The 21,960-nt window shown below is 56.9% G+C and carries 18 protein-coding genes and 1 pseudogene; 5 read left to right on the top strand and 14 right to left on the bottom strand.

What is annotated here, in order from left to right:
* Positions 1-127 precede the first annotated feature (127 nt).
* Complete coding sequence (locus tag H097_RS10710; RefSeq protein ID WP_032859642.1) at positions 128-1,615, bottom strand: aldehyde dehydrogenase family protein; 1,488 nt, start codon at positions 1,613-1,615, stop codon at positions 128-130.
* A 61-nt stretch (positions 1,616-1,676) separates the two neighbouring features.
* Positions 1,677-3,023 (bottom strand): aminotransferase class III-fold pyridoxal phosphate-dependent enzyme, encoded by a 1,347-nt coding sequence (locus H097_RS10705; RefSeq protein ID WP_032859640.1) that lies wholly within the window; start codon positions 3,021-3,023, stop codon positions 1,677-1,679.
* A 199-nt stretch (positions 3,024-3,222) separates the two neighbouring features.
* Here H097_RS10705 and H097_RS10700 point away from each other — a divergent pair, with 199 nt between their 5' ends.
* On the top strand, positions 3,223-4,152 hold the full coding sequence (locus tag H097_RS10700) for a helix-turn-helix domain-containing protein (RefSeq protein WP_032859639.1): 930 nt from the start codon (positions 3,223-3,225) through the stop codon (positions 4,150-4,152).
* On the opposite strand, the gene H097_RS10695 is transcribed toward H097_RS10700, so the two are convergent.
* On the bottom strand, positions 4,123-4,701 hold the full coding sequence (locus H097_RS10695; protein ID WP_032859638.1) for a helix-turn-helix domain-containing protein: 579 nt from the start codon (positions 4,699-4,701) through the stop codon (positions 4,123-4,125). The genes H097_RS10700 and H097_RS10695 overlap by 30 nt on opposite strands.
* Before the next feature lie 172 nt (positions 4,702-4,873).
* Between H097_RS10695 and H097_RS10690 the strand changes: the two genes are divergently transcribed.
* Both H097_RS10690 and H097_RS10685 read left to right on the top strand, forming a co-directional pair.
* Entirely contained in the window at positions 4,874-6,034 is a 1,161-nt protein-coding gene (locus H097_RS10690) for an efflux RND transporter periplasmic adaptor subunit (RefSeq protein ID WP_154843292.1), read from the top strand.
* A 30-nt stretch (positions 6,035-6,064) separates the two neighbouring features.
* Positions 6,065-9,211, top strand: a complete 3,147-nt coding sequence (locus tag H097_RS10685) for an efflux RND transporter permease subunit (protein WP_032859637.1) — start codon at positions 6,065-6,067, stop codon at positions 9,209-9,211.
* Positions 9,212-9,298: 87 nt separating this feature from the next.
* On the opposite strand, the gene H097_RS10680 is transcribed toward H097_RS10685, so the two are convergent.
* From H097_RS10680 to H097_RS10660, 6 genes and pseudogenes are all read right to left on the bottom strand, one after another.
* On the bottom strand, positions 9,299-9,616 hold the full coding sequence (locus H097_RS10680; RefSeq protein ID WP_032859636.1) for a hypothetical protein: 318 nt from the start codon (positions 9,614-9,616) through the stop codon (positions 9,299-9,301).
* A 5-nt stretch (positions 9,617-9,621) separates the two neighbouring features.
* Complete coding sequence (locus tag H097_RS28410; RefSeq protein ID WP_167360817.1) at positions 9,622-9,783, bottom strand: hypothetical protein; 162 nt, start codon at positions 9,781-9,783, stop codon at positions 9,622-9,624.
* 145 nt (positions 9,784-9,928) lie between these two features.
* Positions 9,929-10,255, bottom strand: a complete 327-nt coding sequence (locus H097_RS10675) for a DUF2388 domain-containing protein (protein ID WP_032859634.1) — start codon at positions 10,253-10,255, stop codon at positions 9,929-9,931.
* 229 nt (positions 10,256-10,484) lie between these two features.
* Positions 10,485-11,816, bottom strand: coding sequence for an MFS transporter (locus H097_RS10670; RefSeq protein ID WP_032859632.1), 1,332 nt, complete (start codon positions 11,814-11,816; stop codon positions 10,485-10,487).
* Positions 11,817-11,953: 137 nt separating this feature from the next.
* Positions 11,954-12,406 (bottom strand): annotated as a pseudogene (locus tag H097_RS10665) (DNA adenine methylase); the annotation flags it as partial.
* A gap of 284 nt (positions 12,407-12,690) precedes the next feature.
* Positions 12,691-13,329 carry an NAD(P)H-dependent oxidoreductase gene (locus tag H097_RS10660; RefSeq protein ID WP_032859629.1) on the bottom strand — a complete coding sequence of 213 codons (639 nt, stop codon included), beginning with the start codon at positions 13,327-13,329 and terminating at the stop codon, positions 12,691-12,693.
* Between the two features lie 94 nt (positions 13,330-13,423).
* On the opposite strand from H097_RS10660, the gene H097_RS10655 reads away from it, so the two are divergent.
* Positions 13,424-13,891, top strand: a complete 468-nt coding sequence (locus tag H097_RS10655; protein WP_223232701.1) for a MerR family transcriptional regulator — start codon at positions 13,424-13,426, stop codon at positions 13,889-13,891.
* A 683-nt stretch (positions 13,892-14,574) separates the two neighbouring features.
* Here H097_RS10655 and H097_RS10650 read toward each other — a convergent pair.
* The gene (locus H097_RS10650) at positions 14,575-15,087 is read right to left on the bottom strand and encodes a DUF2514 family protein (protein WP_032859627.1); all 513 of its coding nucleotides are present in this window, start codon (positions 15,085-15,087) and stop codon (positions 14,575-14,577) included.
* Positions 15,084-15,509: a cell wall hydrolase gene (locus H097_RS10645; RefSeq protein WP_032859626.1), complete on the bottom strand. Its 426-nt coding sequence runs from the start codon at positions 15,507-15,509 to the stop codon at positions 15,084-15,086. Before H097_RS10645 ends, H097_RS10650 begins: the two co-directional genes overlap by 4 nt.
* Positions 15,510-15,736: 227 nt before the next feature.
* Here H097_RS10645 and H097_RS27670 point away from each other — a divergent pair, with 227 nt between their 5' ends.
* Entirely contained in the window at positions 15,737-16,657 is a 921-nt protein-coding gene (locus H097_RS27670) for a glycosyltransferase family 2 protein (protein WP_162237638.1), read from the top strand.
* 60 nt (positions 16,658-16,717) lie between these two features.
* Here the strand turns inward: H097_RS27670 and H097_RS28170 are convergent, their stop codons facing one another.
* From H097_RS28170 to H097_RS10625, 3 genes are read right to left on the bottom strand one after another with little or no spacing between them, the layout of a single operon-like run.
* Positions 16,718-18,799: a hypothetical protein gene (locus tag H097_RS28170; RefSeq protein WP_156356789.1), complete on the bottom strand. Its 2,082-nt coding sequence runs from the start codon at positions 18,797-18,799 to the stop codon at positions 16,718-16,720.
* Between the two features lie 57 nt (positions 18,800-18,856).
* Positions 18,857-21,580, bottom strand: a complete 2,724-nt coding sequence (locus H097_RS10630) for a host specificity factor TipJ family phage tail protein (RefSeq protein WP_032859622.1) — start codon at positions 21,578-21,580, stop codon at positions 18,857-18,859.
* Positions 21,552-21,959 carry a hypothetical protein gene (locus H097_RS10625; RefSeq protein WP_032859619.1) on the bottom strand — a complete coding sequence of 136 codons (408 nt, stop codon included), beginning with the start codon at positions 21,957-21,959 and terminating at the stop codon, positions 21,552-21,554. The genes H097_RS10630 and H097_RS10625 overlap by 29 nt, the downstream gene beginning before the upstream one ends.
* Position 21,960: the final 1 nt, after the last annotated feature.

The following is a 21,960-nucleotide window of genomic DNA, read 5'->3' as shown; positions in this document are numbered from 1 at the left end:
TCAATAGCGGATCATCACCAATTTCTGTAGGAGCGAGCTTGCTCGCTAAAATCCCACAAGCGCCACGGGCTACCTGTTGGCGCTGCATTATCGTTAACGTTTTTCGCGAGCAAGCTCGCTCCGACAACTAATAGCGAATCATCACCGACTTGAGCTCGGTATAGGCCTCTATAAACGCATCACCAAATTCCCTGCCCACACCCGACGCCTTGACCCCGCCAAACGGCAGTGCCGGGTCCAGAAAGGTGTGCATATTGACCCATACCGTACCGGCCTCTATTTGCGGGATCAGGCGCAATGCCTTGGACAAGTTGTTGGTCCAGACACTGGCCGTGAGGCCGTAGGGCGAGTCGTTCATCAGGGTCACCAGCTCCTCCTCTGTGTCGTAGGGCAATACACAGAGTACCGGACCGAACGCCTCTTCCCGCAGCAAAGGATCATCCGGGCCATTGGCCAGGATCAGCGTCGGTTCGACAAAGTAGCCCGGCCGGTCAATGGCCTTGGCACCGCAGATTACCGTGTTGTTCTGATTGGCCCTGGCGAAGAAGTCGAGGATCTTTTCCAGGTGCGCCTGGTTGGCCAGCGGGCCAAACTGGGTGCTTTCATCGAGGGGTGAGCCAATCTTCAAGGTACTCAGGGCCTGCCCGAGCTTTTCCAGGAACTCGCTGACCCGTGAGCGGTGTACATAAAGACGTTCCGGCGCGGCGCACACCTGGCCCTGATGCACATAAGCCATCTGCACCATCCCGGTCACGGCCTGGTCCATATCGACATCGGCCAACAACGCCGCCGGGTTCTTGCCGCCCAGCTCCAGGGTCGCGCGCGTCAGGTCGGCGGCCATCGCCGCCTTGCCCACGGCGATCCCGGTCGGTACAGACCCGGTGAACGCGACTTTGCTGATTGCGGCATGGGCGATCAATTGCTGCCCCACCTGTCCTGTCCCGTTGACCACGTTAAAGGCGCCGGCCGGCACGCCCGCCTCGAACGCCAGCTCAGCCACCCGCAACAACGCCAGGGGCGTGAACTCACTGGGCTTGATCACAATGGTGCAACCGGTGACCAGCGCGCTGGCAATCTTCCAGATGCCGATCATCACCGAGAAATTCCACGGCACAATCCCGGCGACCACGCCCACGGGTTCACGCAGGGTGTAGGCCAGGTACTGCTCGCCGCCCATGGACGGAATCGAGGGGCTCATGGTCTGGCCGTTGATCTTGCTCGCCCAGCCCGCGAAGTAGCGCAGGAACACCACGCTCTGGGCCATTTCCAGGCCGCGTGACAGGTTGATCGACTTGCCCGAGCACAGGGTTTCCAACTGCGCCAACTCCTCGGCATGCACCTCAAGCAAATCGGCAAATCGGTTAAGGATCACACCTCGGGCGTAGGGCGAGGTGTCCGCCCACGCGCCCTTGAACGCCTTGCGCGCACTGGCGACGGCATGCTCGATATCCTCGTCGCTGGCATCGAGGATATGGCTGATCACCTGGCCGGTCGCAGGGTTTCGCACGGCGATTCGCTGTGTGGACGTACTGGGCTGGTAAGCCCCTTCTATAAAGTTGGCCGGTACACGGGCAAGAAATTCGGTAACCGCAGGCAGCAAGGCAATGTCACTCATCAACAGGACTCCTGAAGGCAATCGTCAGTGCGGCGCCCAATGGGCGCCGTTCAAGGGGAGATCAGGTATTGGCCAGGCCGGTTTCCAGGGCATGGCAGATCAGGTCGGCTTCTTCGAGCGTCAGGGTCAGGGGCGGCGACAGGATGATCTTGGTGCCCACCGGACGTACCAGCACCCCTTCCAGGCGTACCCGTTCCGCCAGGCGCGAGGCGTAGCCCTCGGCCGGGTCCACGGGGGTGCGCAGACGCTTGTCGCTCACCAGGTCCAGGGCCAGCATCAGGCCTTTGCCCCGCACCTCGCCGACCACCTCAAAGCGTTCGCTCAGGGGCTTGAGCCGCTCCAGCAGATAGGCGCCGACCTTCGCCGCATTGCCCGGCAGGTTCTCCTGCTCGACGATATCCAACACCGCCAGGGAGGCCGCGCAAGCCGTCGGATGGCCGCTGTAGGTGTAGCCGTGCATGATCACCTGGCCGAAGTTTTCGGCGGTTTCGATGGCCCGGGCAATGCGCCCATTGAACACCGTGGCGCCCAAGGGGATGTAGCCGGCGGAAATGCCCTTGGCCAGGCACAGAATGTCAGGCGCCACGCCCCAACCCCGCGACCCCAGCATCGAGCCGGTACGGCCAAAACCGGTGACCACTTCATCGGCGATCAACAAAATGCCGTAGCGATCGCACACCGCACGCAGCTGCGGCCAGTAGCCTGCAGGCGGGACAATCACCCCGCCCGCGCCCTGCACCGGCTCGGCGATGAACGCTGCAATTGTCTGCGGCCCTAGCGCGCGGATCTGCTCTTCCAGTTGGCGAATGCAGTGACTGGTCAGGGCCTGCGGGTCTTCGCAGTCCCACGGGTTGCGATAGGACCACGGAGCATCCAGCAACGTGCAGCCCGCCAGCAGCGGCCCATGGTTGAATTGATAGGCACTGATCCCACCGACCGAGGTGCCCCCCATGTGCACGCCGTGATAGCCGTTGCGCAACGACAGAAACCGTGTGCGCTCGGGCTCCCCGACGGCAATCCAATACTGGCGGCTCATTTTCAATGCAGTTTCAATGGCATCGGAGCCACCACTGGAAAACAGCACTCGCTGCATGTCTTCCTGGGCAAACATGCCGGTCAAGCGTTCAGCCAGGTCATACACCCTGGGATGGGCAATGCCGTCGAAGGTCTGGTAGTACGCCAGCTCATCCATCTGGCGGTGGATCGCCTGCTTGACGCTTTCACGGTTATGACCGACGTTGACGTTCCACAACCCGGCGATGCCGTCGAGCATGCGCCAGCCATGGATATCGGTGACGTAGTTGCCATTGCCCCTGGCAATGATCAGGGTCTGTTCCCCCGCAACGGCCGCGGCCGCTCGCATCGGGTGCCAGAATTTTTTTTCGGCGTTCTGATAATGCGCGTACATGATTGCACTCCCTTCCAAAGAGGTGGGCCGAGAGGTTTCGGGCCAGCCTGGACTGTAGGGAGCGAGGTGCCTGGGCCGTTATCCCAAATCGGCACACTTTTGCAGCGGTTGCAGGACCGGGGGCAACCGTGATGTATTGATGCCGCACCGCCGACGGACATTTCAATAACGGGCGGACACCCGCGCACCGGTGACGACCATGACGCAGATCGAAAGCCTTAGCTTTACCGACGCCAGCCAGCACGCGCGCTCGGTGCATGACTGGGAGCAGACCTACGACCAACTGTCCCCCGGCCTGTTTGCCAGCCGCTTGCGGCAACTGTGCAGCGGGCACTTCCAGATATTCCACGAGCAATTGAACCGGCGCATCGTGCAATACGGCCAGTCACCCGCCGAGCGCATGTGCTTTTCGATTCCACTGTGCACCGACAGCCACGGCACGCAGGACTGCCTGGCAATCCTGAACAACCACGAAGAGTTCATGTTCCATGCCCCGGAGAACACCCAGGTCTTTGCCGCGACCTTTGCCCGCCAGCAGGTCCTGGCACTGGCCGCGCTGAACCTGAGCCCCCGTAGCTACCGGCAGTTGACCGCAGCACCGTCGCTGCAGTCACCATGGCAGCGCACCCGTGAGGTGTACCAGCGTGTACGCCTGCAACTTGGCCAGGCACTGGATTGCCCGCCACAACACTTCAATGAAGCCACGGCCAAACTCATGGAACATGGCTTGCTCAGTGGTTTCCTCGATCTGCTGGGGAGCGTCGAGAACCCTGAAAAACGTCGGCGGCCCAGCGCCCCCACGCGCCAGTACCTGGTAAAGATGAGCCAGCAGATCGCCCTCGAAAGCCACGACGAGCCCATCACCATTGTCGATCTGTGCGAACGCCTGCACGTCAGCCGGCGCGCCCTGCAATACAGCTTCCAGACCATCACCAGCACCAGCCCGGTGGACTACTTGCGCAGCGTGCGCCTGAATGCGGTGCGACGCCGCCTGGTCATGTCGTCGCCGGCCGAATTGAGCATTGGCGACGCGGCGGCCCAATGGGGCTTTTACCACCTGAGCCACTTTGCCGGTCAGTACAAGGCGCTGTTTGGCGAGTTACCCTCGCAGACCCTGCGACAGCGCTGAGTGCGGCGGCGCAGCGCTCACTCCATGCAAGAACATCTGCTCCATCACCCAGGCCGTCCCCGCCGGTGCGGCCCGGCCCAGGCGCTCTGCCTCGACCAGGCCACACAGTAGCGATGTGAACAGCTCGGTCATGACCGCCGCTGTGATATCGATGCGAAACACTCCAGCCTGCTGCCCCCGCAGGAAGAAGCGGTCCAGGACGTTCAGGTACGGTTGCCAACCGTGATTGTTCAAGGTGTCCGGGCGGTACTGGAACACCATGAACAACACCCACTCACGGTGGGCCAAGTGCTTGTCGATCAAGCCACGCAAGACCTCGGCTGGCGCGTCGCGCTCAAGGTCTGCGTCATCGACCACCTGCTGCATCAGCTCGCGCGAGTACGCCAACAGCATCTCGATCAGGTGTTCCCGCGTGCCGCAGAAGCGGTGCAACGTGGCCTTGCTGATGCCTGCCGCACGCGCCAGCTCCTGGAGCGTGGCCCGGGGATGGTCAACGATGGCAACCGCCAGGGCCTTGAGAAGTTTTTCATTGGGGGCGGGCGAAGACATGGCAACAGGCTCATTGGTCGGACGTGAAGTGGAAGGCATTGTGCCGAAATTCCCCCCGACCTCAAGGGAAATGACACTTTTAAACACAAAAGAATCTTTTGAGACATTATTGTCTCACAAGATCCATGCATATATCATGCGCACCTTTCCAGACCTAGCCTCCAGGTGACACATGAACGCTTTGCGCGACCTGCGTATTTTCAGCTTTGCTGCGCTGGCCCTTGTCGGCCTCGCCGGCTGTGGTGCTCCCGATCAGCCCGAGGCTGCCCAGCAACCCCGGGAAGTGGAGACCGTGACCGTCGCTCCTGAAGCCTTCTCCCTGTCCGCAGAATTGCCGGGGCGTATCGAGCCGGTCCGGGTAGCTCAGGTACGGGCCCGGGTAGCCGGGATCGTGTTACGACGCAACTTCGAGGAAGGCGCCGAGATCAAGGCCGGCGACCTGTTGTTCCAGATCGACCCCGCCCCCCTCAAGGCCGCCGCATCACGGGCACAGGGCGAACTGGCACGTATCGAAGCGCAGTTGTTCGAGAACCAGGCCAAGCTCAAGCGCTATGAACAACTGGCCGACGTCGAAGCGATCAGTCGCCAGGACCTCGACACCGCCCGCGCCGCCCTGAAAAGCAGCCAGGCCGCCCAGCAATCGGCGCGCGCCGATCTGCAAACCGCGGGCCTGAACCTGGGCTACGCCACGGTCCGCGCGCCGATCTCCGGGCGCATCGGCCGCGCCCTCGTGACCGAAGGCGCCCTGGTTGGCCAGGGCGAAGCGACATTGATGGCAAGCATCCAGCAACTGGACCCGATCTATGCCGACTTCACCCAGCCGGTGGCGCAAGCGCTGAAACTGCGCCAGGCCCTCAAGCACGGCAGCTTGTCGGCCGGCGACTCCTCACAGCTATCGTTGCAGGTCGAAGGCACCGACTTCCACAGCCAGGGCACGCTGTTGTTCTCCGACGTTGCGGTGGACCGTGGCACCGGCCAGGTCTCGTTGCGCGGACGCTTCAGCAATCCTGAAGGGGTGTTGTTGCCTGGCATGTATGTGCGCGTGAAAGTGCCCCAGGGCACCGATCAACAAGCCTTGCTGGTGCCTCAGCGCGCCGTGCAGCGCGGCAGCGACGGCCAGGCCCAGGTACTGGTGGTGAATGCCGACGACAGCGTCAGCCCACGCGCCGTACAAACCGGCGCCATGCAGGGCCAGCGCTGGCAGATCACCGAGGGCCTGGAGGCCGGTGACCGGGTCATCATCGGCGGCCAGAACGGCCTCGCTCCGGGTGACAAAGTGCTGGTGAAAGCGCCCCTCGCCCCCGCCGCCCAACAACAAGCAGCACGCCAGTAAGCCCGGCACCACCGCGTTCGAGGTCACTCCATGTCTGTGTTTTTTATCAAGCGCCCCAAGTTTGCCTGGGTCATTGCGTTGTTTATCTCCATGGCCGGGCTGCTGATCATCCCTGCCCTGCCGGTGGCCCAGTACCCAAGTGTCGCCCCGCCGCAAATCACCGTCACCGCCACCTATCCCGGGGCGTCGGCCAAGGTGCTGGTGGATTCGGTCACCAGCGTCATCGAAGAAGAACTCAATGGTGCCAAGGGCCTGCTCTACTTTGACTCCACCAGCAACTCCAACGGCATGGCGGAAATTGTCGTGACCTTCAAGCCCGGCACCCAGCCGGACATGGCCCAGGTCGAAGTGCAGAACCGCTTGAAAAAAGCCGAGGCGCGCATGCCCCAGGCGGTGCTCAACCAGGGCATCCAGGTGGAGCAGACCAGCGCCGGCTTTCTGCTGATCTACGCCCTGAGCTACAAGGAAGGCACGGCGACGCAGGATACGACCCTACTGGCCGACTATGCCGCGCGTAACGTCAATAATGAAATCCGTCGGGTCGAAGGTGTGGGCAAGCTGCAATTCTTTGCCTCGGAAGCCGCGATGCGTATCTGGCTCGATCCGCAAAGCCTGGTGGGCTACGGGTTGTCCATCGATGACGTAAGCCGGGCGATCAGCGCCCAGAACGTCCAGGTTCCCGCAGGCAGCTTCGGCAGCTCCCCGGGCGCAGTCGGCCAGGAGTTGACGGCGACCCTGGCGGTCAAGGGCACCCTGGACAACCCCGAGGAGTTCGGGCGCATTGTGCTGCGCGCCAATCAGGATGGTTCCAGGGTCACCCTCGCCGACGTGGCGCGAATCGAGGTCGGCAGCCAGGACTACAACTTCACCACGCGCCTCAATGGCAAGCCGGCAGTGGGTGCGGCAGTGCAACTGTCGCCGGGGGCCAACGCGCTGAAGACCGCCAGTGCCGTCAAGGAGCGCCTGCAGGAACTGTCGGTGAACTTTGCACCAAACGTTGAATTCTCGGTGCCCTATGACACCTCGCGTTTTGTCGACGTGGCCATTGAAAAGGTGATCTATACCCTGGTCGAAGCCATGGTCCTGGTGTTCCTGGTGATGTTCCTGTTCCTACAGAACGTACGCTACACCTTGATCCCCAGCATTGTGGTGCCAGTGTGTCTGTTAGGCACGTTGATGGTGATGTACCTGCTGGGCTTCTCGGTCAACATGATGACCATGTTCGGCATGGTGCTGGCCATCGGTATCCTAGTGGACGACGCCATTGTGGTGGTGGAAAACGTCGAGCGGATCATGGCCGATGAGGGCCTGTCGCCGGTGGCCGCCACCGTCAAGGCCATGGGCCAGGTATCGGGGGCGATCATCGGCATTACCGTGGTGCTGTCGGCGGTATTCCTGCCCTTGGCTTTCATGGCCGGTTCGGTGGGAGTCATCTACCAGCAGTTTTCCCTGACCCTGGCGGTGTCGATTCTGTTCTCGGGGTTCCTGGCCCTGACCTTCACCCCGGCACTGTGTGCAACCCTGCTCAAGCCCGTGGCCGAGGGGCATCATGAAAAACGTGGGTTCTTTGGCGCCTTCAACCGCCTGTTCGGGCGCCTGACCGATCGCTACAGCGCCCTCAATCACCACCTGGTAAAACGCGCAGGCCGAGTGATGCTGGTGTACCTGGGGCTGGTGGTCCTGTTGGGCTTTACCTACCTGCGCTTGCCGGAATCCTTCGTACCGGTGGAAGACCAGGGTTATATGATCGTTGACGTGCAACTGCCGCCCGGCGCCTCGCGGGAGCGGACGTCGGCGACCGGCCAGGAGCTGGAGCAGTTTCTCGCCTCCCGTGACGCGGTCGCCAGCACCTTCCTGGTCCTGGGCTTCAGCTTTTCCGGGATGGGCGAAAACGCCGGACTGGCCTTTCCGACCCTCAAGGACTGGTCGTTGCGCGGCGACGAGCAATCTGCCGAAGCGCAAATCGCAGGGGTCAATCAACACTTTGCCACCCCCAGCGACGGCGCGATCATGGCGGTGAACCCTCCGCCCATCGACGGCATGGGCAACTCCGGTGGGTTCTCCCTGCGCCTGCAGGACCGCGCCGGGCTGGGCCGCGAAGCCTTGCTCGCCGCACGGGACCAGTTGCTGGGCCAGGCCAACGGCAATCCGAAAATCCTCTACGCGATGATGGAAGGCCTGGCCGAGGCCCCGCAATTGCGCCTGACCATCGATCGGGAAAAAGCCGAGGCCCTGGGCGTCGGGTTTGATGCAATCAACAACACCTTGTCGACCGCGTTCGGCTCGGCGGTGGTCAACGACTTTGCCAACGCCGGGCGCCAGCAACGGGTGGTGGTGCAAGCCGACCAGCGGGACCGGATGACGCCGGACAGCGTGCTCAAACTGTTCATCCCCAATAACCTCGGCGCCCTGGTGCCCATGAGTGCCTTTGTCAGCACCCAGTGGGAGCAAGGCCCGGTGCAAATCGCCCGCTATAACGGCTACCCGTCGATCCGTATCGCCGGCGATGCGCCGCCCGGCGTCAGCACCGGGGAAGCGATGGCCGAGATCGAACGCCTGGTGTCCACGCTGCCGGCAGGTATTGGCTATGAATGGACCGGTTTGTCGTACCAGGAAAAGATCGCCAGCGGCCAAGCCTTGCAACTGTTCGCGCTGGCGTTCGTGGTGGTGTTCCTGCTGCTGGTGGCGCTGTATGAAAGCTGGGCCATCCCCTTTGTGGTGATGCTGATCGTACCGGTCGGCGCCCTGGGGTCGGTGCTGGCCGTGACCAGCCTGGGCATGCCCAACGACGTATACTTCAAGGTCGGCCTGATCACCATCATCGGGCTGGCGGCCAAGAATGCGATCCTGATCGTCGAGTTTGCCAAGGACCTGTGGGCCCAGGGCTACTCCCTGCGTGACGCCGCCATCGAAGCCGCACGCCTGCGCTTTCGTCCCATCGTCATGACCTCCATGGCCTTTATCCTCGGCGTCGTGCCCCTGGCCATCGCCACCGGCGCGGGTGCTGCCAGCCAACGCGCCATCGGCACCGGCGTGGTCGGCGGGATGCTCAGCGCAACGATATTGGGGGTAGTGTTTGTGCCGGCTTTCTTTGTCTGGGTACTTTCAATGCTCAAGCACAAACCGGTTGTCAGCCCGGATGACAACACACTGCCAGCCGCGCGGATCGAGGAGTAAACCGCAGGCGTAGGAACAGTCGAGCCCGGCAAGGTGGGGCTCGACTGCTTCTACAGGCTTTACCTGTGTTTGTTAGATCGCTACCTGTTATAGCAACACCGTGGCCAGCATCCCCAGTGCACCCAGGCAAAAACCGATCAATGCACCGCGCCCGGGTGACTCATGAAATAGCGCCCAGACCACAACAGGCTCCAGCAGCAGCAAGGACGTGACAGAGACCACGGTGACGATCCAGATATCACCGACAGCCACATACCCCAGCCAATAGGCACCCAGCAGGCAAAACCCAGCAAAACACATCAACGTCACCGGCATGATGAACGCCTGCCATGAACCATCGCCGGCATGGGCCAGCTTGGCGGTGACTACCTCACTGTAGATCGCACAAAACTCACCGAGCACCATCAACCCTAGAGCAGAAACTCCGAGTAGTTCTTTGGACATATCAAAAACTCCTTCGCATTCAGCGCAATGTTTTTCAGCTCCCAGCGCGCGATGCCGCACTCCAGGGAGTTGTTGCAGTGATACGAAGCAGCCTTGAACAGGCCTGAATTACCGAAGTGCTTTTCCATGCTCATATCCTTGAATGGGTGTCAGGCTGCGCGCCAAAAAAAAGCGCGGGGCCTGATCATACGTTCCGCAAACCCCACAGAACAACCAACGCCATGATGCCTAAGAGTCCTGCCCTGCCCGCTCTTTCAACAAGCATGTTTTCGATCAGCCCTGCGCCGCGATTGCCCGGGCCAATTGCGTGTCAGACATCAGCGGTGGCTTGTAGGTCGATCGGTAATACCTGCTCGCCTGCTCAAACTGTGCACCACGGATCTCGCCATCTGAACCAATAAAGGCAAGCGCGTCACTTTGGGATGACTTGAAAAGCTCTGGAATATAAGAGGTTCCCGCAGTGGCACCTGAGACGACCACAAAAGGTACAACCGTGGTAATCATCAGCGCCGCCTGGAACGGGTTGTTGTTTTCTGCGGCCACAACCTGAGTGCCAAGCGATGCCAGGAGGGCGATCGCAAAAGGTTTCCAAAAATCCATTGGTGATTGCTTCCTTGCGCTTGAATGGTCGCCACGATAGCAGAAGGGGCAATCTACGAGCCTTTTGCTAACGCTGACCAAAATGATCAAACCGCAGAAACAACAAAGCCCGGTCGTTTCCGAACCGGGCTAAGTTATTGAATAATATGGTCGGGACGGCGTGATTCGACAATCGGGTTACTACGAAACGAAGAGGTTCGCCAATGTCGAGCCTCTTCAGGCAGGTTGATTAATTGCTGATAGCGGCGACTTGCGCCGCACGACGATTCTGCTTACCCACCAGAAACACCAACAGCGAACCGGTAGCGGTCAACGCGCAAAGCGGCATCAGTGCCATTGGGAAGCTGCCGGTCTGATCACGCAGTACACCGATGACAGAACTCATGGCGCCAGTGCCCAAATGGGCAAAGGTATTGATCGCCGCAATCCCGGTGGCCAGGGTCGCCGGAGGCAGAGTTTCGGAGCACAGTGCCCAAAACGGCCCCTTGATCGCATAGTTACCCATCAATACGAGCGTCAGCAGCACCAGCGTAATGGTCAGTGAGTCCGTGAACAGCGTGGCGGCGAAACTCACCGCAGTAATCGCTAGCGGAATGGCGGTGGCCTTGACCCGTTCCCCGCTTTTGTCCGCACGCATCCCCCAGTAAATCATGAAGACTGCGGCGATGCCGAAGGGGATCATGTTCAACAGGCCGGTTTGCATGTTGGACAGGTGGAAGGACTTCAGAATTTGCGGCATCCACAACGAGAGGGTATTGCTGGTTGCCGAACTGCCCATGTAGATCACCGACAGCACCCAAATGTACTTATTGGTGAACACCGACTTGAGCATGCCGCTCACGCTGTGAGGGTGTTTCTGCGTAGTGCTTTCGCGTGCAGCCCGTTCTTTGGTCAACTGTCCGCTCAGCCAATCCTGTTCCTGTTGAGTCAGCCATTTGGCTTCGCTCGGCCGATTAGGCAACACCTTCAAAGCCAGCAATCCTAGAATGATCGCAGGGAGTGCTTCAAGCATCAGCAGCCACTGCCAACCGGCGAAGTCTGCCACACCATCCATTTTCAACAGCAGTGCCGACAATGGCGAGCCGATGAAGTTAGACAGTGGAATAGCCACCATGAATATCGCAATGATTCGAGCCATGTACGCTTTGGGGATGCATTGCGAGAGGTAGAGGATGACACCAGGAAAGAAGCCAGCTTCTGCCGCTCCGAGGAGGAAGCGGGAAACAGAATAGGAGATCGGCCCGACCGCAAATGACGAGCAGAAACCGACGATGCCCCACGTGATCATGATGCGTGCGATCCACCGGCGGGCACCGAAGCGCTCCATCGCCATGTTGCTGGGCATTTCGCAAAGGACATAGGCGACGAAGAACAGTGTAGCGCCGAATCCGAAGGCACTAGCCGTCAGGCCTATGTCCTGGTTCATGGTCAGGGCTGCGAAACCAATATTGACTCGATCAATGTAGGCGATGAAATAACAGAGCACGAGAAAGGGAATCAGGCGAAATCCCAGCTTGCGCATTGTCGACTTTTCAATCTCATCATTGGATTGCTTGTTCATGGAAACCGCTCTCTTGTAATTGGAATAGGCCGCTCTTCGGCAGAATCTCTCGATGCGGGGCGAGAGACGTGATGGAAGATTTCCACCCCAAGCTTTCAGCAACCTTTCGTTACAAATAAAGCGGATGACTGGTCAATTCCCTGCCGTTGGTTTGTGGTGCTGTAACGGATGTCGACTGTTTCAAAATGGAAGCCTTCAAACACTCGGCGAATATCCGGGTGAGCGTTGATGCTGACCATGACCTTCCCCTTGCAACGCCTCATAAAGTCAGCCATTCGCTCGTAACTCTCAAAGGGAAAATCCACCCCGTAGCCGGCCGTCTGCCAGTAGGGCGGATCCATATAGTGGAAGGTATGGGGGCGGTCATAGCGCTCGGCACACTCAAGCCAGCCCAGATTTTCAACATAGGTGCCGGACATACGCTGCCACGCTGCTGAAAGGTTTTCCTCGATCCGAAGCAGGTTGATTGCCGGACCAGTCGTCGCGGTACCGAATGTCTGCCCCGTCACCTTGCCGGCGAAGGCATGGTGCGGCAGGTAGAAGAACCGAGCGGCGCGCTGGATGTCGGTGAGAGTTTCAGGGCGGGTCAAATCGAGAGGAGAAGAATTACACAGCGATTTTCAACGGATAGTGGTAAGTAGCGAAAGCCAGTGAATCCGGGGGGATGTTTCCTCAAAAACACCCGAATTTACCCTGCCAAACACGGTCATTGGTACAGCCCCCCTCCCCCGACGTCCTGCCGAGTACTCACAATCCGCTCTACGCATGTTTTCATGTTGCTTTTGAATAGTTTTCATCCAACTGAGCGCCATCCATGAGAGCAAGATGGCGCCGCCTCACTATTGCTGCAGTGTGGGGCGGCTGCACTTTCTCCCTAGTTGATTTCGGTTACGAAATTTTCGCGAGACCGTCGTACTTTTTTCAGGTTTACCAGCCAGTCAGACTCTGCTGCCCGATAACCTAAAGGCAAGAGCACCACACTGCGCAGATGCCTGGCTCCCAGTCCCAGAATGTCATCGACAGCCGATGGATCGAAACCCTCCATGGGCGTTGCGTCGACTTCCTCGAATGCCGCGGCGATTAAAGCTGAGCCCAGGCCAATATAAGCTTGACGCGCAGCTGCTTGATAATTGGCCTCCTGTCCACGTTCGGCGACTATGCCGAGGAGTATTTGACGGTAGTCTTCCCAGCCTTGGTTGACGTTAGCTCGTACAGTATTGGTCAGGTCGAACATCATGTTGACACGCCCAGGCGTGATGTCGTCCCACGCGGCGAACACCAGTAAATGAGAGCAGTCGGTAACTTGAGACTGATTTGCGCTGACCGCCTTAATCTTTTCGCGAATTTGCGGATTAGTCACCACCAGCAATTCAAATGGCTGTAGCCCGCTCGACGTAGCTGTCAGCCGTACCGCCTCCAGAATTCGCTCCAGCTTTTCAGCAGGTACTGTCTTGGAGGAATCGTACTTTTTCGTCGCATAACGCCAATTCAGCAACTCGGTTATTTTGCTCATTTTTCAAGTTCCACGTAGGTCAACGGTCTTTATCGAGCCCAATCCGATTACCTTCCAGATTACGCTTGGGCTTATACTGCGGATTAAAGTCGACTTGAAGGTCAAGCAAAAAATGAAGATAGGCGAAATTGCGCGACGTACAGGCCTTGCTGCTTCAGCAATACGGTACTACGAGGAGCAAGGCCTACTGGACGCTCCAACGCGCGACATGAACAACTATCGCTATTACAGCGAATCCGCCATTAAACGCTTGGAAGTCGTGATCCACGCGCAAAGACTGGGGTTTTCTCTCGACACGATTCGTAGCCTTTTCCTTCATGACGGGAGCTGCTCAAAATCCCTCACCTTGGACCAGATCAATGTTCGCCTGGAGGAGATACAGCAAATCGAAGCGACCCTAACAGTGCAGCGTGAGGAGTTGTTGATGCTGCAACGAATCCTCGAAGAAAGCCTTCGGACTGGCATCGCCCCTGGATTGTCCTGCCCGCCCAGCACTGAACGATTTCAGCCTGATCGAGCCGTAGTAACGCGAAGCAAGCACACGATGGCTACCAGCAAGTAAGGATCAGGGAGAGGCTCTGCAGTTGTAAGCCATAACACACGGCATCATGGTATACATCCACGCCGGACCAGGCCGGGGAATGGTTGGACTCGGCCGCACCAAAGCATAGGCTGGAGATGTCTACGATGCCGGGGGCAGTCCAAGCAAGACTGCGGAAAATACCAAAACGACAGCACAGACAGGACTCACCGACCTGCGGCCAGTCACTTACGAAGCCTCAGAGTCAACAGCCCTCTGAGACAACATCAGCCTCAGCAGCCACGATTACTAACCCATTACCCAATCATCCTGCCACTGAAAAGCCTGGAGATGGAGGGCCGTTTGCATTGGCGATGACAACTGTCCGGCAACCGCCAACTCGACAGGGCGTCAGCAAGTCTCAATTCACTACCATTTAACTACCAGAAAACCTAAATCGCAGACATGAAAAAGCCCAACCTTTTCAGATCGGGCTAAGTCATTGAAAAATATGGTCGGGACGGAGTGATTCGAACACTCGACCCCTAGCACCCCATGCTTGCGGACGTTACGAAAAGCCTTAAATACCAACACTTTACGTGGACGCCCACTGCAATCGACGTCTAACAAGGTTGGGCAAGGTTTCACGAATCCCCGCAAAACTCCCTACAGGCTTTCAGAGCGAAAGTCCCTTCCTTCCGGCGTCCTGCCGAACGACAAAACCCCTATTGCCCCAGCCCATCATAAGCCCGCTCGCACGTCACTCCACGGCCTCGGCTTTGATCAGCATCTGCCGCCAAGTCTCCCGCTCTTTGATCAGCGCGCTTGAGCACGTCGGCAAGCACCATGACAGCGCGGGTAGCTGCCTGGCTTGCGGCGGAAGTGCAGGAATGGCCGCCGGCTTGACTGGCTGCGACTCGACCGGCGGTTTCGTCGGCTGCGTCCCGCAAGCTGCGATCATCGCGAGAAGCGGAAGCATCAGCATATGCCTGATCAATGATTTTCTGGCCATCCTGGATCACCTTGTTGATTGTCTGTTGGCGGGCCTGCTCTTTGGCGCGCTCTGTGGATTCGTTCAGAGCCTTCGCTGCGACGTCATTGGCGTCTCGGGCGTTCCACCTGGCCTGCCACTCGCCATCCTTGACCGACTGGCCGTGGCTGTAGGCCAGGAACAGGCCGATCAGGACGACGGCCACCAATGCTATATAAGGAAGGATTCGTAGCCAGAGTGGTTTCATGGCACATCCTTGAAAAAGACGTGATGCCCCAGGCGTAGCGTCTGCTTGGCCTTCGCCGCCCAGGCCGGGGCCTTGGGCATTGTGGTTGCGTAGTAGTGCGTGGCCCCGCCAGTTGGATCCGGTACCGAGCCAGACATCACCTGGTCAGCAGCGCGTTGGGCCTGGGCGAGCTGCGCAGCCGGGATCGGCTTCGCGCCGCTGAGGTAGGCGTAGTTCGGGTCGTTCTGATTCCAGCAGCTGAACTGCCACGCCTTCAGGCACACGCCGGCGTAGCCCTCGCCCCACCAGGACTTGGTCTTGCCGTCGAACACGCGGTTGCGGATGGTCCAGGCCACGGCGATCTGGCCGGCCAGCCCCTCACCACGGGCTTCACCCCAGAGCGTGCGCGCCAGGATGTCCCGGTCTTTATCGGAAGTGGTCATGCTTTTCTCCAGACGAAAAAAAGCCCGCTCAGTGGCGGGCTGGATGAATGGGTTATGTTACGGAACTGACACGCCAGGCGTTCGCTTGTAGAATCACCACAGGAACTGCTTGTCGCCGACGGTTCAATAATTATCTGTAAATGGGCGACGCAAGCCAAATGACTAGATGCCCACCAAAAGTAAAAAACTTAAATACTTATCAAACCATTTACAAAAGGTCAATCAATATGGGCATTCCGAACCTGACTATAGTCATACCGTCATACAACCATTCAAGCTACATATTGGAATGCCTAGCACCAGCACTAACAATAGACCCAGAACATACAAAGATTCTTATTATTGATGACGGATCAACGGACAATACCATTGAGAAGTTGAATTCATTCTTGAAGAATAACGAATGTGCCATAAGAGTAGAAATCATATCCAAGAAGAACTCTGGACTTGTTGACTCTCTAAATCTTTCACTATCTATGATAGATACAGAGTTCACATATTTAATCGCATCTGACGACATACCATCAAGCGAAGGAATAACCTCACTAATATCCAAGATGAAAGAAAACCCATCAATTGGATTTGTGATAGGTGGAGGATCATATTTTTCTGGAAATGGCACGATTGGTGACATTTACAAAAAACAACACTCTGTTTTTTTTGCGCTAGCACCTGAAAATCGTGAGCAGTCAATATTTACTGATTATCCATCGCCATTGCTACTACAGTCTACCGTGTTCAGAACACAGTCACTTAGGGCTATTGGCGGATGGGACAAGGATCTAAAGTGGGACGACTACCCGATTTTTGTAAAGCTCTTATCGGGAAACAAAGTAATCGGCCATGACTTCGACTTTTCACCAACAATAAAAACAGTTCTTTACAGGCAGCATGATAACAACGCATATAAAAACATCATCAAACAATATGGCATGACCGAGCAAACACTTAAAAAAATAGCGCCAGAAAAAATAAAAAGAAAAGCTGTATCTCGCGCATTCGCATTTTATACGCTTATGGCGATTAAGGATGGCGACATCAGGTCAGTAATAAGTCTTTTTAAGTATGCAAGCTTTTTCGAATTGACATCAGGGCTACTTAATATCCCATTTGTAGCATATGCAAACCTAATAAGAAATAAGCTATAACCAATAGCAGCTAAAAATATGACCGCACCAAAAATGGCGCGGCCATATTACATTGCTTTCTTACGGATTAATCCAAGAACGACCAGTAACTCCAGCCTGCGTTTCCGCCAGTGTCAGAGTATCACTTCGAGAGCAAAGCCCAAATCCCCCAAGATTAAACCTCATCCCTGTAGTAGTTACGTTTATAGCAGAAAGCGCGTCGTGATAAATCTCAACCGCTATTACTGAGTCGTCATTATTTGCAAATAAGTTATCAAAGAACGAAACAGTAAATTCACGAATTGCGTTTACAACTACAATATCTTTAGTCCTTAACGTTATTCTTGAGCCGTCTGGGTTATAGATCCTAACAACCACCTGCATGTTTATCGTCGAGCTGGCCTGCATAAGGAACTGACACGTCACTAGCCCGCCCTCGTACTGGTTAGCCCTTGGTAGCTGGTAGCACAGTGCATTACTCCCGGCGCCAAAGTAAGAATATCCGACATACCTTGACTGTCTGCGAGCCTGTCGTTGCGCGCCTGTCCCGGCCCTTTCAAAGGTAGAGGCTGCACTAGAGCGCTGGAACCAGTTTCCTGCTAGTGGAGTCCAGACGTTGGCCGGAACGGAAACCGTGGGCACACTAATGTAGGAAAAGTCCCCGTTCAGGGCTTTTATCTCAGCGCTATTCAGGTCCACTATCCGCACATGCGCGGTTGTCAGAGGGATGACCGGAACGTCATTAGCTCGGATACTCCCTACGCTAATACTCTGCCCGTTAAGGTCATTTAGGGACACCAGTGGCGTAGGGTTTGCAGACACGTTTGATATTGAAATGTCGTCAATCGTCAGTCGGTCTACTACTACCTCGGTGTTTGCAATAGCAATGAAGCCGTTACTGTCAAACAAATGCATATTTGCGTACGCACCATCAATAACAACGTCTGAAATCAAGTTATTAGGGCCGGGCGTTATGTCACCGATGAGAATCGAGGCAGAGTTACCGAAGGGCAGCTCCGTGTAGTATTTACGGATCGTAGTTAGGGTTGACGGGTAGCCGAGCTGGATTCCGATCATCATCCCCTCACAGGCGTTATCGGTGTAGGAAGTTCCTACGGCAGAGGTGTAAAACCCGATGCCCCCAACCTCTCCCCCGAGGGACTTAACTCGGTTTTCTGAAATTACGCACCGGGAGTTACCCGTGTAGCGCATATCCTCACCGCCGGGGCCAATAGCGTCGTCGTCAACAAATTTAAAAAAGTTGCCGTGTTTGTTAGTTACGTCGGCCCAGGTATTGCCCCGGAAAATAGGCCACCAGTTCTGGCCCTTTCCTACAAAAGCCCATTCCCCTGGCGCTCCGCAGTTGACTACCCTTACGTTCTCAACAACCAGCATGTCGCCAGTCCATGCTTCCCATGTGGCGATTTGTGGCGGCCCGTCTACGATTGTCGCATTTTTAAGTATATAGCTGTCTTGTGACCAAAAAGGCCCAGATGTTAATCCGGGAGAACCAAATTTCCAGATAGGCCCAAGAGCAGGAGGTGTTGGATTGTCCCAGTGCGCCATATCAATGTGAACTGGCGCCACATAGGTTTGCTGCGGCAAAGCAGCGCCCTCTGGCATGATCGGGGTGTAAGAACGGTTTCCGGAATAAGTGAAAGGGGGGACAACTGTGAGCGTGTCTGGACCCTCAAGGTTCTCGAGTACGCCTGTTACAGTGTCTAGAACCTGCTTTACAGTCTTATCGTGATGCCCGATGTATTCAGAGCCCGCTGAGCTTGAAAGGATTTGACGAAGCGCTGCATCTCCAATGGCCATAAGTTTTGGCGAGTCCGTTGACCATACTCCAGTTAGGGACAGGGGTAGATCAGTCATATCCAAAACACGGTATAGCTCGCCAGATCTCTGAACAAGCTGAGTCTGGCGCTCAACAATCACTCCAGGGCCATATTCTAGGTATACCGACTCATAACCTTGAGCAATAAGGTAGTCTGTCACCTGCTGCATGATGCCGCGCCAAGACCTTAGCGGAACACCAAGACGGCTGAGATACTCACCCAGCGGCCCATTTACCAACAGATCTGCAATTCCTGCCGTATCGTAAAGGTCTCTTGGATCACTAGAGCCGTCAGGACCTACTGGGTTGCCCGTGTTATATCGCATGTTTTCTCCAGGCACAAAAAAGCCCGCGAATTGGCGGGCTTGTGTGGGTTTGGTTATTTAGTCGGGCGCAGTAGCGTTGTCGTACAGGTAAACCCTGTCGTCGTAGTTAAAGCCTTGAACCGAAACGCTTTCGCTTCCTTTCGGGGTTACTTTGCTGATCAGCACCCTGTGACACTCGCGAGTGACAGGCCCAAACAGAAGATGGGGCGGCTCTCGGTCCCAGCTTGTGTCAGGCGTGAAATCAAGGGTCGGTATGCTCAGGTGGTATTCCCCAACCCTGGTAGCCGTCCATGGGCCACTCAGCGTTCCGTCAAGCCTCCTTATTCCAACCGTGTGCGAAACTCCAGGCTCCCAAATAAAAGGTTCTGAGCTTTCGAGGATGTAACCGCCAGGGCCGGCTTCAATGCCCAGAATCAGCGAACTCTGCCCCCTGCCCGGCGTGTCATCAGATACGCCAGCAAGTCCCATGTAGTCGCTGTTATTGCCGTCCAACTCCGTTTCAAAGGAGTAGGCCCAGCGACGGTAGCGCGTTTCACTTGCCCGACGCATTCCAAGGCGATAAGCCCTGTTTCGATCACTTATACCCAGCGCTTCGACAGTTTCGACCTTGAGTCCGAGCTGACCTGGAAGCCGACATTTCACTGTCTCGGTCTGACGCGTTATCCGATCCTTGTATTTGACATCGACACCATCATGCTCAGACCCTGGGTCTGGAGATTTAAAGCTGATCTTCAGTGGTCCTTTCATGTTCTGTGCCGAGTAACCCTGCGTCCCGGCGGGGAAGTACTCAGCATCAAACCCCTCGCGCTTCTGGTCCCGAACAGGTCGCAGCCTTCCCCGACTGATAGCAAACTCTGCAAAGCCAGCTGCAAGCGCGGTATTGAGCCCTTCCTTTACCGTCATAAATGACTCGACGGAAAGGTTGAAGGTATCGCCTCTAGCCTTGCAGATTGAGTCAAAAGCCACCAACTCTTCAGTATCAATGTCTGCATCCTGATAGCCGGGCGCCTTGGCTATGTAATTGAAAGCCGGCGCTATATCCCTCGTAACCCTGTTATCAGATGTCCAGGACCCATTGACCAAAATCGGCAGTTTTCGCGTGGCCACGACAGAAACCTTGTTCTCGCTCTGACTTGAGATTTTCCCGCCGCCGGCCGCAGATATGGCAATCGTTGTCCAGTCTGGATAGCTTGAAGGGCTTGGTAGTAGCGCTCGTACGTCATACCACTGAATATTGTCTTGGATGCTGGTATCAGTGGATTTTGCACCTATCCGGCGCATCCTTCCCTCTGGACGGTATGCGCTAGGCAGCGTTATGTCGCGCGTAACGCCAATCTGGTCGAGAGTTGAATACACAACCTGTTCTGAAAATGAAGTCCATGCGCCGCCGGCAGACATGTCCCGATATTGGAATTCATACGTCACCCCGTACGGATACAAGACTCCCTTCTTGCTTACTCCCGCAAGACCGCTTGGAAACATAACGGTGATCGAGAGCTTAGTTGCCTTCTCACCTGGAGGGCATAGAGCGAATGGGCCAGCCCAATCGCCCTCAAGGTTTGAGTTGTCCAGCCTAAGAATTGCTGAATTGCTCTCAATAAAGTCGAATCCAAGCCATTCGTCGTCGGTTTCGCCAGATGATGTCAGTCGATGTACCGCTATTTGTGACGCACTCGACGCGATGATCCTGTAGCGCAAGCCTGTATATCCAATACAGGCCCAGCCAATACCAGCGAGCAGTCCAGAAACAGGCGCCCCTCCGGCAGTGTTAAGGGTCATGTGTGCAGGGTCGCCGCCTGCTGCAGGCGTGTAGTCATTTACCAAATAGAGGCCAGCGTTTGCGCCAGTAACCTCGATTTCCATTCCTGGAAATGCGCCAAGCTGCTCGAGAGGACCAGAAATCACATCTCGACCACCAGCGCCGCCGCCCGCGGTAACCATGTACTGATACATGACCTCAATCCGCAATATCATCCCAATGGCCCAGCCGGCCGGGAACTCGCCAGCACCAGCAGGGATGGATATCAGGTCACCATTGAACTGATATGCCTGCGCGCCTGGCTCTGGCGGAACTGTAACAGTCGTTTTTAGATCAATGCCCGAGGTGCCTGTTGAGGTGACGCCAACCTCTGGCGCCTGGTACCACCACTGAGCGGCAGGCTCTGCACTTAGGTCTTCGCCCGGGCCATAAACCCGATACGTGGCGTTTGCCCCAAGGGCAATTAATGGCGTGTTACCGATCTTGATGTCGCTAGGATTGATCCTGCACTCACCGCGAGTCACACAGAGCAGCATCTGCTGCCACTCATCACGCGGGCCCTTGAAGAACCGCCGCGGCTCGACGATGTAGTCGGGAAATATTTCATCCTCGCCGAACAGTTCGCGCACAGGGTCGCCGTAACGCACCTGGTTTGCCTTGGCGTTCGCGCCGGCAAGGTTATTGCCCTGCTGTGGTGAGCCTGTCTTGGGCAGCTTCACGCGCGGCGTGATGAGCTTCATCACCGCTTGCAGGCCCTTGATGGCTGCAATGGTGATAGATATTGGGTCAGTGCCTTTCGGCTCGATCCAGATCTGCACCTTGTCATCTGCACCGAACGCCACGTCGGGCCACTCGACTGGATTGGTCAAGCACCCGTTGACAGCAATGCTCATAGGCGGCACATTACGGCGCTCGTAGCCTTTCACGTTGTCGATCAGCCACTGCTCAATGGTGGTTTCGGCGCCTACCCGATACTCGCGTAGAACATCCTGATCAAGCTTGTTTGCATAGATCTCGATCACGATAGAACACCACCGTCATGTAGTTATCTTTGAATTCCTGAAGCCGGATGATCCTGGCCCCGCTGCAGGGGTTGATCTCCAGAACCTGCAGGCGGTCTTCTTTTAGAACAACCAGGGCAACGTGGGCGCAGATGTCGCCCTTCATGGCTGCTGCTATCGCGCCCGGAAAAGGCTCACACCGCTCAAGAGCCCTACCCACTTCAGCCCTGTACGATCGCTGGAAGGCATGAATGCCATGCCGGGTGACCTCTCCGAACTGGGAAAGACCAGGCAGGCCGTATAGCTCCGCCCTGGCTATCGTCGTCAGCCCCCAGCAATCTACGGACGGCAGTTCGCGCCCGCCGTCTTGGTAGATGGCAGTTAGGTATCGTGATGGCATG

This window comes from Pseudomonas sp. FH4, assembly GCF_000510915.2.
In the GTDB taxonomy this organism is placed as follows: domain Bacteria; phylum Pseudomonadota; class Gammaproteobacteria; order Pseudomonadales; family Pseudomonadaceae; genus Aquipseudomonas; species Aquipseudomonas brenneri.
Note: the sequence above shows the minus strand (reverse complement) of the source record. Positions and strands in the feature narration are given on the sequence as shown.